General features: G+C 69.1%; 14 protein-coding genes. 12 read left to right on the forward strand and 2 right to left on the reverse strand.

What is annotated here, in order from left to right; translation table 11 throughout:
* The first annotated feature begins 19 nt into the window (after positions 1 to 19).
* The 7 genes from N5K27_RS12230 (at position 20) to N5K27_RS12260 (ending at position 6,301) form a co-directional block, all read left to right on the forward strand.
* Positions 20 to 835: a carbon-nitrogen hydrolase family protein gene (locus tag N5K27_RS12230; protein ID WP_279816704.1), complete on the forward strand. Its 816-nt coding sequence runs from the start codon at positions 20 to 22 to the stop codon at positions 833 to 835.
* Positions 836 to 884: 49 nt separating this feature from the next.
* Complete coding sequence (gene tldD / locus N5K27_RS12235) at positions 885 to 2,345, forward strand: metalloprotease TldD (protein WP_087837093.1); 1,461 nt, start codon at positions 885 to 887, stop codon at positions 2,343 to 2,345.
* A 166-nt stretch (positions 2,346 to 2,511) separates the two neighbouring features.
* Entirely contained in the window at positions 2,512 to 3,138 is a 627-nt protein-coding gene (locus tag N5K27_RS12240; protein WP_087837092.1) for a flavin reductase family protein, read from the forward strand.
* 22 nt (positions 3,139 to 3,160) lie between these two features.
* Entirely contained in the window at positions 3,161 to 3,994 is an 834-nt protein-coding gene (locus N5K27_RS12245; protein WP_087837091.1) for a hypothetical protein, read from the forward strand.
* Positions 3,995 to 4,031: 37 nt separating this feature from the next.
* Entirely contained in the window at positions 4,032 to 5,048 is a 1,017-nt protein-coding gene (locus tag N5K27_RS12250) for a tripartite tricarboxylate transporter substrate binding protein (RefSeq protein ID WP_279816710.1), read from the forward strand.
* A gap of 15 nt (positions 5,049 to 5,063) precedes the next feature.
* Positions 5,064 to 5,483, forward strand: a complete 420-nt coding sequence (locus N5K27_RS12255) for a 5-carboxymethyl-2-hydroxymuconate isomerase (protein WP_279816712.1) — start codon at positions 5,064 to 5,066, stop codon at positions 5,481 to 5,483.
* Entirely contained in the window at positions 5,480 to 6,301 is an 822-nt protein-coding gene (locus N5K27_RS12260; protein WP_087837088.1) for a DNA-binding transcriptional regulator, read from the forward strand. Before N5K27_RS12255 ends, N5K27_RS12260 begins: the two co-directional genes overlap by 4 nt.
* 16 nt (positions 6,302 to 6,317) lie before the next feature.
* Here the strand turns inward: N5K27_RS12260 and N5K27_RS12265 are convergent, their stop codons facing one another.
* Positions 6,318 to 7,844, reverse strand: a complete 1,527-nt coding sequence (locus tag N5K27_RS12265) for a sulfatase-like hydrolase/transferase (RefSeq protein ID WP_279816714.1) — start codon at positions 7,842 to 7,844, stop codon at positions 6,318 to 6,320.
* On the reverse strand, positions 7,841 to 8,803 hold the full coding sequence (locus N5K27_RS12270; RefSeq protein WP_279816717.1) for a tripartite tricarboxylate transporter substrate binding protein: 963 nt from the start codon (positions 8,801 to 8,803) through the stop codon (positions 7,841 to 7,843). The genes N5K27_RS12265 and N5K27_RS12270 overlap by 4 nt, the downstream gene beginning before the upstream one ends.
* Before the next feature lie 124 nt (positions 8,804 to 8,927).
* On the opposite strand from N5K27_RS12270, the gene N5K27_RS12275 reads away from it, so the two are divergent.
* The 5 genes from N5K27_RS12275 to N5K27_RS12295 all read left to right on the forward strand — a co-directional run bounded on the left by N5K27_RS12275 (position 8,928) and on the right by N5K27_RS12295 (position 13,523).
* Positions 8,928 to 9,890: a LysR family transcriptional regulator gene (locus tag N5K27_RS12275; protein ID WP_279816719.1), complete on the forward strand. Its 963-nt coding sequence runs from the start codon at positions 8,928 to 8,930 to the stop codon at positions 9,888 to 9,890.
* 115 nt (positions 9,891 to 10,005) lie between these two features.
* A complete protein-coding gene (locus N5K27_RS12280; protein WP_132979179.1) occupies positions 10,006 to 10,665 on the forward strand; it encodes a paraquat-inducible protein A in 660 nt (219 codons plus the stop codon).
* Complete coding sequence (locus N5K27_RS12285) at positions 10,662 to 11,291, forward strand: paraquat-inducible protein A (RefSeq protein WP_132979180.1); 630 nt, start codon at positions 10,662 to 10,664, stop codon at positions 11,289 to 11,291. Before N5K27_RS12280 ends, N5K27_RS12285 begins: the two co-directional genes overlap by 4 nt.
* Complete coding sequence (locus N5K27_RS12290) at positions 11,275 to 12,915, forward strand: MlaD family protein (RefSeq protein WP_279816724.1); 1,641 nt, start codon at positions 11,275 to 11,277, stop codon at positions 12,913 to 12,915. The genes N5K27_RS12285 and N5K27_RS12290 overlap by 17 nt, the downstream gene beginning before the upstream one ends.
* On the forward strand, positions 12,912 to 13,523 hold the full coding sequence (locus tag N5K27_RS12295) for a PqiC family protein (protein ID WP_279816726.1): 612 nt from the start codon (positions 12,912 to 12,914) through the stop codon (positions 13,521 to 13,523). Before N5K27_RS12290 ends, N5K27_RS12295 begins: the two co-directional genes overlap by 4 nt.
* The last annotated feature ends 22 nt before the right edge of the window (positions 13,524 to 13,545 follow it).

Consider the following 13,545-nt stretch of genomic DNA (forward strand, 5'->3'; position numbering starts at 1 on the left):
CAGCCAGGAACCCCCGCCCATGACAGCTTCCGACCCCGCCGTGCGCGTGGCGGCCATCCAGATGGTTTCGACCCCCGACGTGGCGCGCAACCTCGCCGACGCCGAAGCCCTGATCGCCGAAGCCGCCGGCCGGGGCGCCAACCTGGTGGCCCTGCCCGAGTATTTCTGTTTCATGGGCCGCAGCGACCGCGAGAAAGTGGCCATCCGCGAACGCGAGGGACACGGCCAGGTCCAGGCGTTCCTGGCCGCCCAGGCGCGCCGGCACGGCATCTACCTGGCGGGGGGAACCCTGCCGCTGGAGTGTCCGGATCCGGACCGGGTCTACAACACCGCGTTCGTCTACGGCCCCGACGGCCGCACGCTCGCGCGCTACGACAAGATCCACCTGTTCAACTTCCGCCGCGGCGCCGAGTCCTACGACGAGGCGCAGAGCATCCGCCCCGGTGCCGCGCCGGTGGGCTTCGACGCGGCCTGGGGCCGGGTGGGCCTGTCCACCTGCTACGACCTGCGGTTTCCCGAGCTGTACCGGGCGCTGGGCCAGGTGGACTTGATTTTGGTGCCGGCCGCCTTCACCTACACCACAGGCCAGGCGCATTGGGAAATCCTGCTGCGCGCCCGCGCGATAGAAAACCAGTGCTACGTCCTGGCGCCGGCGCAGGGCGGCACGCACCCCAACGGGCGCCGGACCTGGGGCCACGCGATGCTGGTCGATCCCTGGGGAACGGTGCAGTCCGTGCTGCCCGAGGGCCCCGGCGTGGTCGACGGCCTGCTGGATCCCGCCCGCATCGCCGAGGTGCGCGCCGCGCTGCCCGCGCTGCGCCATCGTGTACTGTAGACCCCGTGGCGCCCGCCGCGTTTCGCAACGATTTCCTTATCACCCATCCATGCAACTCGTAGAACCGAACATCCAGTCCCTGGCCATCGCCAAATCCCTGCTTCTCGACCCCTGGGGCCTGGACGAGGCGGATCTCTCCCGCGCGCTGGGCGAAATCTTCACCCACAAGGTCGACTATGCCGACCTGTACTTCCAGTACACCCGCAGCGAAGGCTGGAGCCTGGAGGAAGGCATCGTCAAGACCGGCAGCTTCTCCATCGAGCAGGGCGTGGGCGTGCGCGCGCTCAGCGGCGAGAAAACCGCATTCGCCTATTCGGATTCCTTGTCCCAGGATGCCTTGCTGTCGTCGGCCCGCGCGGTGCGCACCATCGCGCGCCAGGGCGCCGGCCGGGCCAAGGTGGCCAGCGGCTATCGGCCCACCGAGGGGCGTTCGCTCTACCTGCCGCAGGATCCGCTGGTCTCGCTGCCGGCTCCCGACAAGGTCGCGCTGCTCGAGCGGGTGGAGCGCATGGCGCGGGCCAAGGATCCGCGGGTGGTGCAGGTGATGGCCGGCCTGGGGGCCGAATACGACGTCGTCCTGGTGGCCGGCAGCGACGGCCGCCTGGCCGCCGACGTGCGGCCGCTGGTGCGGCTGTCCCTGACCGTGATCGCCGAGCAGGACGGGCGGCGCGAAGTGGGCCACGGCGGCGGCGGCGGGCGTACCGGCTTCGATTATTTCAGCGACGAGCTGCTGCAGCAGTACGTGGACCATGCCGTGCACGAGGCGCTCGTCAACCTCGAGGCGCGTCCGGCGCCGGCGGGCGAGATGACCGTGGTGCTGGGCTCGGGCTGGCCGGGCATCCTGCTGCACGAGGCCGTGGGCCACGGGCTGGAAGGCGACTTCAACCGCAAGGGGTCGAGCGTGTTCTCCGGCCGCGTCGGCGAGCGCGTGGCGTCCAAGGGCGTGACCGTGGTCGACGACGGCACCATCCCCGGCCGCCGGGGTTCGCTCAACATCGACGACGAAGGCAACGTCTCGCAGCGCAACGTGCTGATCGAGGACGGCATTCTGCGCGGCTACATGCAGGACTCGCTGAACGCGCGGCTGATGAAGACGGCGGTGACCGGCAACGGCCGGCGCGAATCGTTCGCCCACCTGCCCATGCCGCGCATGACCAACACCTACATGCTGGCCGGCGACAAGGATCCCGAGGAAATCGTGCGCTCGGTCAAGCGCGGCCTGTATGCCGTCAACTTCGGCGGCGGACAGGTGGACATCACCAACGGCAAGTTCGTCTTCTCGACCTCCGAGGCCTACATGATCGAGGACGGCCGGATCACCTATCCGGTCAAGGGCGCGACGCTGATCGGCAACGGCCCGGATGCCATGACCCGGGTCGGCATGATCGGCAACGACATGAAGCTCGATTCCGGCGTGGGTACCTGCGGCAAGGATGGACAGAGCGTGCCGGTGGGGGTGGGGCAGCCCACGCTGCGGATGGAAGGGTTGACGGTGGGCGGCACCGCCTGAGCGGCCGCGCCTGGGGAAGGCCCGGCGGCGGCCGAGCTTTCCACTGGGAGAAAAGTCGGGAAATGTCGATGGACAGCGTGCCGCGCGGGTTCGTATATTTTTCGCGAACCGCACGCGGCGGACCGTCGCCGCTGCGCCCGTCACCCGCTACCCCCATCCCGCCGCCATGTTTCTCGATCCCGAGACCGCACCCGGTTTCAAGCGCAGCCTGTTCAACGCCATCGTCGCGCCGCGGCCGATAGGCTGGATCAGCTCCCTCAGCGCCACGGGCGTGGCCAACCTCGCCCCGTTCTCGCATTTCAATCTCGTCTCCACCGCGCCGCCGGTGCTGATCTTCTCGTGCAACGCCGCGGGCGACCGCCCGGAGAAGGACACGCTGGCCAACGTCCGCGCCACCGGGGAATTCGTCGCCAACCTGGTCACCTGGGACCTGCGCGAGGCGATGAACCAGACTTCGCTGAACGTGCCGCACGGCACCGACGAGTTCGCGCTGGCGGGGCTGGAGAAGCTCGCCAGCGTCAAGGTTCGCCCGCCGCGCGTGGGCGCCTCGCCCGCCCATCTCGAATGCACGCTGCTGCGCATCGTCGAGATCGAGCCCGAGCGGCCCGGCGAGACTCGCAGCTCGGTGGTATTCGGCCGCATCGTCGGCGTGCACCTGGACGAGGCGTTCATGACGGCACAGGGCCATTTCGACGTCGCCCGCACGCGTCCGCTGACCCGTCTGGGCGGCTCGCAGTATTCCTCCGTCGGCGAACTCGTCGAGCTGTCCCGCCCCAACCCTCCGCTCAACTGAACGACACGCTACGAATCCAGCCATGGCAAGCGACAACGACTCCACGGTGCTGCGCGACGCAGACCTGATCGACCTGGACAACCCGCTGACGGCCGGTGGCCGGCGCATCGGCCGTGCCCAGAATTTCTCGGTCGAATGGATAGACAGCACCCAGCCCCATGCGGCGCGCAGCGAGCACGAACTGCTGCTGTTGCTGCCGGGCGCGGGCGCGCACATCGAGTACGAAGGGGGACGGGCCGATGCGCCCGGCCGTTCGCTGTGCATCGTGCCGGCCGGGCGCTGCACGGTCACGCTGGATGCGCCGGGTCCGGGCATTCTGATCGCCAGTTCGCGCCCGGACCTGGCGGAGCAGGATTACCTGAATGCCGTGGAGCACGATCCGCGCGTCGTCGCCTCGACCCCGGCGTTCCGCCGCGTGCGCAAGGCCGGCGAGCTGGTCGTGATTCCCGTCGACGATATCATTGCGCCACCCGACAAGAAGCGCCTGAAGATGCTGCAGACCGATACCCTGAGCATCAACTGGGTCGAATACGACGGTCCGCGCGACCGCACGCAGCTCAGCCCCCACAGCCACGCGCGCTTCGAGCAAGGCTCGCTGGCCATCGAGGGCGAGTTCGTGCACCACCTGCGCACGCCTTGGGGCAACGACGCGACGCGCTGGCGCGACGACCTGCATGTGCAGGCCGATCCGCGCACGTTGCTGGTGATCCCGGTCAATCTGGTCCACACCACGGAGGGCGTCGGACCGGGCTACCACCTGCTGATCGACGTGTTTTCACCGCCACGGCGCGATTTCATCGCGCACCATTGGATCTGCAACTCGGCCGACTACGAGGATCCGGCCGCCGGCGCCTGAGGCGCGCCACCCATAACGATTCATTCCTGGAGACATCATGTACCGTTCCGAGCTTTCGGCGGCGCGCGCTTGCCCACGCGCCGTCCGTACCGCCGCGCGCCTGCTGGGCGCCGTTTTCGCGCTGCTGGCCGCCGCGCCGTCGCAGGCCCAGGGGCCGTATCCCACCCAGCCCGTGACCATGCTGATCGGTTATCCGCCCGGCGCCATCGTCGATACCGTCGCGCGCCAGTTGGCGACCGTGTTGGCCCCCATGCTGGGCCAGGCCGTCGTGCCCGAGAACAAGGGTGGGGCGGCGGGCCTGGTCGGCGCCAACCTCGCCTCCAAGGCCAAACCCGACGGCCATACCATCCTCTTCACCGCCTACACCTCGTTGCAGATCGCCGCGGCCACCAACCAGGGACTCAGCTTCGATCCGGTCAACGGCCTGCTCCCGGTGGCCTCGGTGGGGCGGCCGACCACGCTGTTGCTGGTTGGCGCCGATTTTCCGGCCAAGACCTTCGAGGAGTTCGTGGCGCTGGTCAAGAGCCGGCCGGGCATCTACAACTTCGGCACCAGCGGCATCGGTTCGCCCAACCATTTCGCGCTGGAGCACCTGAACGCGGCCTTTGGCCTGAAGATGACCGCGGTGCCGTACAAGGGCGCGGCCCAGATGCTGACCGACATGCTGGGCGGCCGGGTGCAGGCCATCTTCGGTTCCTCGTCGCTGGCCGCCGGCCATCTGCAAAGCGGCACCGTTCGGGCGCTGGCCATCGGTTCGCCCGATCCCAGCCCCGCCTTTCCCAGGCTGCCGGTGATCGCCCGCAGCGGCGCGCCGGGCTTCAATGCCAGCGGCGCGCTGGGCGTGTTCGCCCCGCCCTCCACGCCGCCCGAGGTGGTCGAGCGCCTCAATACGGCCATCAATGCCGCACTCAGGGATCCCGCCGTCCAGAGCAAGCTGGGCGAAGAGGGGATCATCCTGGACGTGCAGAGCGCCGCGGATTTCGGCAAGAAGTATCGTGGCGAGGCGCGGGACATCGCAGGTTTCATCCAGCGCCATCAGTTGCGCATCCAGTAAGCCAGGGGGACAGACATGCCGCATCTGTGGATGGAGTATTCCGACAACCTGGAGTCGCACGTCGATGTCGACGCGCTGCTCGATGACATACACCGCGAGGTGGCGGTCGACGGTGTCTTTCCGCTGGCCGGGCTGCGTACCCGCGCGGTGCCGGTCCGGCGCTACCGCATCGCCGACGCCCACCCCGACAACGTCTTCGTGCATCTTGTCCTGCGCACGCTGCCTGGCCGGGATCCGCAGGTAAAGAAGGCGTCGACCGACCGCTTGTTCGCTGCCATCCTCGCACGATTCAAGCCCTTGTCCGACCGTTTGCCCATTGCTATCTCCATGCATGTGGAAGAGGCTTCGCCCGATCTTGGCTACCGCCTCAGCACCTATCGCCAGCACATGGCGGCGCGCGCCGCGGCCGGTGCCGCCGAGGCGCAGCCGGCATGACCCGGCCGCATCCGGACGCGCCGGACGAACGCGCCCGCGGCGGCATCCGCAGCGTGGAGCGGGCGATCGAGCTGTTGCAGGCCCTGAACCGGCAGTCGGTATCGAGCATCGACGATCTGCACCGGCGCACCGGCATACCCAAGTCCACGATCGCACGGCTGCTGCGCACGTTCGAAGCCAAGGGGCTGGTGGCGCAATCGGTGCGGTTCGGCGCGTACTACCTCGCCTCGGGCGTGGCGTCGCTGTGCTGCGGCTACAACCACCAGCCGCAGGTGATCGAGGTGGCTACGCCCGTGTGCGACGCGCTGACGCGCGAATTCAAGTGGCCGGTCACGCTGGCGCTGCTGGACATCGACGCGATGGTGGTGCGCTACAGCACCATTCCGCAGTCGCCGCTGTCGCTGCTGCATTCGTCGATCAACCTTCGGCGCAGCCTGGTGGGGCGGGCGCTGGGCCTGGCCTACCTTGCATTCTGCGATCCGCAGGAGCGCGAGTTCATCCTGGACGTGGTGCGCCGCACGGGCCGCGAGGAAGACGCGCTGGCGCATGACCCCGAGGGGCTGGAGCGCCTGCTGGAGGAGACCCGGCGGCAGGGGTATGCCCTGCGCGTGCCCGAACTCAGCCAGCAGTCCTGCACGCTGGCTGTTCCGGTTTTCCACCATGGCGGCGTCGCCGCCACGCTGGGCCTGACCTGGTTTTCGTCGGTGATGACATCGGTCGAGGCGGTGGATCGCTATCTGGCCAGGCTGGTCGAGTCGGCCGATCAGGTTTCCAGGGGGCTGGGCCGGTTCAAGCCCGAGTCTTCCCGGGAGCCCTAGGATTGGGGCCGCCGTCTCAGGCCACGCCCGAAGCCGGCAGCCGCTCGGGCCGCCGGTCATCGGGCCGCTCGCGCAGCATGTCCAGCAGTTCCCGCCGCCGGCCCGCGTAGCCAGGGTCGTCGAACAGGTTGTCCATCTCGTCCGGATCGTCGGCCAGGTTGTACATCTCGCCCGCGCCGCTGCCCTGTTCGTGCGTGAGTTTCCAGTCCCGGGTGCGTACCGTGCGCAGCTTCAGTTCCACGCCGCAGCGCGAGGCCGCTACGTCCCATTCGCTCAGGGCATAGTCCCGGCCGGCGTCCGCGCCTTCCAGCAGCGGCCGCAAGCTCCGGCCGTGCTGCGGCCCCAGCGCGGCGGTGTTCGCGTAGTCGAACATCGTGGCCGCGAGGTCCAGGGTCGAGACCGGATCGCGCACCTGCACGCCGGCTTGCACGCCCGGCCCGCGCGCCACCATGGCCACGCGCAGCAGGCCTTCGTAGGCCATGGGTCCCTTGAGCATCAGGCCGTGGTCGCCCAGCCATTCGCCGTGGTCCGAGGTGAAGACGACCAGCGTGTCGCCGTCCAGTCCGTACTCGTGCAAGGCCTTGAGGATGCGGCCTACCTGGTGGTCCACCAGCGAGATCATTCCGTAGTAGTTGGCGATGATGTTGCGCAGCTGGGCATCGGGCTGGGTGGGGATGCGCGAGAAGTTCTGTCGCAATGCCTGGACCTCGGCGCTGCCCACCGGCCGGCTTTCCATGGCGGCGCGATGCCACCAGGGGCGCCGATCGTAGTCGGTGGAACGGTGGCGGGGCAGGTCCACGTCGTCCGGATGATGCAGCCGGGACCAGGGTTCGGGGCAGTCGAAGGGATGGTGCGGATCCGGGAACGAGGCCCACAGGCAGAAGGGCTCGTCGCGATGCGCGCGCAGGTATTCGATGGTCCGGTCGCCGATCCAGGTCGAGTTGTGCCAGGCCACGGGCAGGGCCGAGTTGAAGGTTTGCGGCGCGCCGCTGGGTGGTCCCAGGTCGGTCTGGTAGAGGCGGTTGCGCATGTCCCCCAGCCCGTCGCCGTAGTACCAGCGAGAATGGTGCAGGCCGCCGGGCAGCGGCGTGGGCAGCCAGTAGTTGTGGCCTTCGACGACCAGTTCCACGTGGCCGAAGCCCATGTAGGGACCCGACCAGTCGGGCCCCAGTTCGGCCTCGGTGTGCTGGCACTCGGGCCGGCCGGTGCGGGCGAATGTGTGGTGCGTGGAGAAATGTGCCTTGCCGATGAAGCTGGTGGCGTATCCCGCCGCGGCCAGGCTGCCGGCGAAGCCGGCTTCGCCCGTGCGCTCGTCCAGGTCGATGCCGTTGTCGCAGACGCCGTGGGTCAGCGGCAGCAGGCCGGTCAGTATCGATGCCCGTGATGGCTGGCATACCAGGTTGGGCGTGATGCACGACGAGAAGTGCGTGCCGGTGCGAGCCAGCTCGTCGATGTGCGGCGTCTTCACGCGCCGTCCGGCAAAGCCCAGGCAGTCGCCCCGGTGCTGGTCGGTGGTGATGAGCAGGATGTTGGGGCGCTTCATGGCTTGCTTTGCTGGCTCTTGATCTTGGCGATGACGGGGACGAGGCGGCGAGTGTCCGCGGCGATGCGCTCGCGCAGCTCGCGCGGGCCGCCTTCGCCCGCCGCCAGGCCCTGGGCCTGCAGCTTGTCGCGCACCTGCGGATTGCGCAGCACCGCCTGGACGGACGCGGTCAGCTTGTCGATCACCGCCGCCGGCGTGCCGGCCGGCGCGAACAGGCCGAACCAGCTGTCGAAGGTGAAGCCCTTCACCTTGTCCTTGAGCATGGGCAGGTCAGGCAGGTCGGGGATGGGCGTGGCCGCCGTGTTGGCCAGCCCCTGGACCTTGCCGCCCCGGACCGGCTGGATGGCCGTGCTGGCGGCCAGGAACATCATGTCGATGTGGCCGCCCATCACGTCCACGAAGCCCTGGGGCGCCGCCTTGTACGGCACGTGCTTGAACGACACGCCGGCCTCCTGTTCGAACAGCGCCATGCCCAGGTGGTGGGTGGAGCCCTCGCCGCCGCTGGCGTAGGTGATCGTGTCGGGGCGGGCGCGCGCCTGCTCCAGCAGTTGTTCGACCGATTTGAACGGCGCCGTGGGCGAGGCGACCAGCACGTAGCGCAGGGTGGACAGCGTGGCGACCGGTTCCAGGTCCTTCTGCGGCTGGTACGGCATTTTCTCCATCAGGAAGGGCACCGCGGCGAAGGAGGCGTCGATGCCCAGCAGCAGGGTATAGCCGTCGGGCGCGGCCTTGATCACCGCCTGGGTGCCGATGATGGTGGCGCCGCCGGGCTTGTTCTCGACGATGATGGGTACGTTCCACTGCTTGCCGAGCTGTTCGGCGACCAGCCGGCCCACCATGTCGGCGGCGCCGCCGGGAACCGAGGGCACGACCAGCGTGACGGGGCGGTCGGGATAGGCGGCCTGGGCACCGGCCGCGAAGGCGAGGGCGGCCACGAGGCCGGTGGCGGAATTCAGCATGATCGTCTCCTTCGATGCGTCCGTTCCTGGTGGCGGACGCTTCATCTGCGGCAGATGATGGCCGATCTCGATCATTGCGGTCCAATGATATATTTGGCCATCAACATATCAAAATTGGTATGTAATGCCCGATGCTTCCGAGACCGCGCTGCGCGCGGACTGGTACCTGCGCGGCCGGCTCCGGCTGCGCCACCTGCGCCTGATGGTGGTGATGGACGACGTGCGCAACGTGGGCGAGGCCGCGCGCCGCATGGCCACGACCCAGCCGGCGGTCTCCAGGATGTTGGCCGAGCTCGAGGGCATGGTCGGGGCCAGGTTGTTCGAGCGCACCTCGAAAGGGACCTTCCCGACGCTGCACGGCGCCTCGATGATCCGGCACGCGCGCTGGGTGCTGGGCGACCTCGAACGCATGGGACGGGAATGGTCCGAGCCCGGCGGCCTGGGCGTCGAGACCCTGAGCGTGGGCATCAACTCGTCCTCCGCCGCCTTCCTGGTCCCGCGCACGCTGTTGCGGCTCGAGCGCCGGACGGCGGGGGTCAACGTGCTGGTGCGAGAAGGTTCGATCGAGGCGCTGCTGCCCGATCTCCAGACCCGCAAGCTGGACCTGGTGGTGGCGCGGCTGGGGGCGGGCACGGCCGGTGCCGGACTCTCCACGCGCATCCTGGGTGAAGAGCCGATGTGCGTATGCGGGTCGGCCAGCCACCCGCTGGCATCCAGGAAACGGCCGTCCTGGAAGGACCTGGCGGCCTACCCGTGGATCCTGCCGCCGCGCGGCAGCCCGGTGCGCGCGGGGCTGGACATGCTGTTCCAGCGCGAGGACGTCCGTCCGGCCTCGCGGGTGGAATCGGCCTCGGTGCTGAACAACATGGTCCTGATGGACAACAGCCAGGCCTTGTCGGTGATGCCGCGCGCGGTGGCCGCCTATCATGCGCGCCGGCATGCGCTGGCGATTCTGGCGGTGGAGTTGCCGCCGGTGTTCGGCCCCATCGGGGTGATACGCCATGACAGCCTGGAACCGTCGCCCGCCATGCTGGCCCTGGTCGAATGCCTGGAGGAAGAGGCCCGGGCCCTGTCCCAGGCGCCGTGAGGCGATGCGCGGCCGCGGCAATCTGCGATATCATGGCGCAGGCATATACATACAGTCTTGTCTGTAAGTGTCTTCTTGCCCAATCCGCCCGCGGCGGAAGCGGACAGCCCTCTTCATGTCCAACTATTCCGATCCTCGCGCCGACACGTCGCTGAAGCTGTGCGAACACTGCGATGCCGTGTTCCGCCGGATCCGGCTCGACCCGGGCGAGCGGGCCTATTGCCCACGTTGCGGGTCCGAGCTCTACCGGAACAACGACCGGCGCTACGGAGCCCTGCTGCCGGTGGTGCTGGCCAGCCTCATCGTCTTCGTCTGCTGCAACGCCTTCCCCATCGTCACGATGGAGATCCAGGGCCTGAGCACGCGCACCACCGTCTGGGGCGCGGTCCGGGTACTGGCGCGGGAGGACATGCTGTCGGTCTCGACCCTGGTATTCGTCACGACCATCCTGATGCCGCTGGTCGAACTGGGCCTGCTGGCCTACCTGCTGGTGCCGCTGTGGCTGGGCCGGATCCCGGCCGGCTTCGGCCCGGTGGTGCGCCTTGTCCGGCTGGGGCGGCCGTGGGGCATGATCGAGGTCTTCATGCTGGGCATCGTGGCATCGCTGGTGAAATTGTCCGCGATGGCGATCGTGATCCCCGGCGTGGCGCTGTGGGCGTTCGGGGCGCTGACGGTGCTGCTGGCGATCGTGGTCAGCTTCGATCCGGCCGACCTGTGGGAGCATGCCGAGGCCATCGAGGCCGGCCATCCGTCTCCCGCGGAGCACCGGCCATGAGCCCGGTGCGCACCGCGGCACAGGCGGGCGTGATGGAGTGCCCGCAGTGCTCGGCCATCCATCCCCGCCGGCGCGGCGGCTTCGCGTGCGACCGCTGCGGTGCGGCGCTGCACCTGCGCAAGCCCGACAGCCTGCGCCGCACCTGGGCCTTCCTGCTGGCCGCCATGGCCCTGTACCTGCCGGCCAACATCCTGCCCATCATGACCACCGGCACGCTGCTGGGCTCGCAGACCAACACCATCCTGAGCGGCGTCGTCTACCTGTGGCAGGACGGCTCCTATTTCGTCGCCGCCGTGGTTTTCTGCGCCAGCATCGTCATCCCCATCTTCAAGCTCATCGTATTGCTGATGCTCGTCATCACGGCCCAGGCGCGTTCGACCTGGCGGCCGGTCGAACGCACCCGGCTGTACGGCATGGTCGAGGCCGTGGGGCGCTGGTCCATGGTGGACGTGTTCGTCGTCGCGCTGCTGGCTTCGCTGGTGCGCCTGGATGCGCTGGCCACCGTCCGGCCCGAGCCCGGCGCGATCGCGTTCGGTGCCGTGGTCGTGCTGACCATGCTCGCTTCGATGAGCTTCGATCCTCGCCTTATCTGGGACCCCATAGACGCCCATGACAACCAAGCCTGATACTCCCGCCGACGCCACGCCGGGCGAGCCGGCGCGCCGCCGGCCCAACCGGTGGCTGCCGTCGCTGGTCTGGCTGATTCCCATCGTCGCGGCCATCGCCGGCCTTTCGTTCGCGGTCAACAGCTGGTATGCCCGCGGGCCGACCATCGACATCACCTTCCGCTCGGCCGAAGGCATCGAGGCGGGCAAGACCAAGGTCCGCTACAAGGACGTGGACATCGGCCAGGTGAAATCCATCCGCCTGGCCGAAGACCGGTCGCACGTCATCGTCGAGGTCGAGCTGACCTCCGATGCCGCCAACTTCGCCGTCGAGGACAGCCGCTTCTGGGTGGTCAAGCCGCGCATCGCCGCCAGCGGCGTCAGCGGCCTGGGCACGCTGCTGTCGGGCGCCTACATAGGCGTGGACGCCGGACGTTCGCAGGAGCGCGAGGACTCGTTCACGGGCCTGGAAGTGCCGCCCATCGTGACGGCCGACACGCCGGGCAAGCAGTTCGTCCTGCACGCCGGCGACCTGGGCTCGCTCGACATCGGTTCGCCGGTGTACTTCCGCCGCGTCAACGTGGGCCAGGTCGTGGCCTATGACCTGGACCAGAACGGCAAGGGCGTGACCGTGCGGGTATTCGTCCGGTCGCCCTACGACAGCTTCGTCACCACCAGTTCCCGCTTCTGGCATTCCAGCGGCGTCAACCTCAAGCTGGACGCCGACGGCCTGAAGCTGCAGACCGAATCGATCTCCACCGTGCTGCTGGGCGGGGTCTCGTTCATCGACTCGCCCCACCTGCCGCCGGGGCAGCCGGCGCAGGACGATGCCGTGTTCCAGCTTGCCGGCAACCAGGACGACGCGCTCAAGGTCGACGACGGTCCGGCGACCAGCGTGGTGATGTACTTCGAGCAATCGGTCCGGGGCCTGTCGCCCGGCGCGCCGGTCGACTTCCGCGGGGTGGTGATAGGCGCCGTCCGCTCCATCGGCATCGAGTTCGACCGGTCCACCAATTCCTTCCGGCTGCCGGTGGTGGTGGACTTCTATCCCTCGCGCCTGGGCCTGCGCCGGCCCGGCGAGCCGGGCGCGCTGGATGCCGACGCGGAGCGCCGCCTGACGGACGCGCTGGTGCGCCGCGGCATGCGCGCCCAACTGCGCAACGGCAACCTGCTGACCGGCCAGATGTACGTCGCCATCGATTTCTTCAAGGGTGCGCCGCCGCCGGCCAACATGGGCCGCAGCCACGGCCTGGACGAATTCCCGACGATACCGGGCGCCTTCGATGAATTGCAGGGCAAGCTGGCCGACATCGTGGACAAGATCGGCAAGGTGCCGTTCGACGCCATCGGCCGCGACCTGACGGCGGCGCTGGCCGGCATGCGCGAGACCATGGCGTCGGCCGACAAGCTGGTGAAACGGCTGGACGGGCAGGTCGCCCCGGAGATCGTGGCGACCATGGAAGACGCGCGCAAGACGCTCAAGGCCGCCGAAGGCACGTTCTCGGCCGATGCCCCAATGCAGCAGGACCTGCGGCGCGCGTTGCAGGAGCTGATGCGCACCGCCAATTCGCTGCGCCAGTTGACCGACTATCTGGAAGAGAACCCGCAGTCTCTGCTGCGCGGAAAGCCCAAGGAAGAACGATGAAGACACACGCGCTGGGCGTGGCGGCGCTGGCCGCCGGACTGTCGGGATGCGCCGCGCCGCCGGCGCCCGACGTCTACACGCTGCAGGTCCCGTCGCGGGAAGCGGCAGCGGTGCCCTCGGCCGGACCGGCCATGGTGATCGACCTGGCTCCCGTGGCGCTGCCCGAGCGCCTGCGCCGCCGCCAGATCGTGCTGCGCGAGGATGGCGCGAAGCTGCAGATGCTGGAAGGGCAGCGGTGGTCCGCCACGCTGGGGGACGAGTTGCAGGATGCGCTGTCCTCGGCGCTCCAGGGCCGGCTGCACGCGGTGGACGTGGCCAAGGGCGGCGTGGCGGGCAAGCCCGCCTACCGCATCAACGTCGAGTTCTCGCGCCTGGACGCGCGCCTGGGCGGACCGGTCGAGGCCACGGTGGCGTGGTCGGTCAAACCGTCGGCGGGTGGCGCGGGGCAGGTCTGCCTGGGCCGCTTCGAGCAGGCCGCGGCCGGCGGGTCGGTCGCCGACGTGGTGGCGGCCCACCAGGGGCTGGTCGCCCTGGTGGCCGATGCCATCGCCGCCAGCGTGCGCGCGGTGCCGGGCGGCGGCCCGGCGCCGTACTGCGCGGCGGGATAGGGCCGGCGAACCGGCCCGGGCG

Source organism: Pigmentiphaga sp. GD03639 (assembly GCF_029845405.1).
Classification (GTDB): Bacteria; Pseudomonadota; Gammaproteobacteria; order Burkholderiales; family Burkholderiaceae_B; genus Pigmentiphaga; species Pigmentiphaga daeguensis.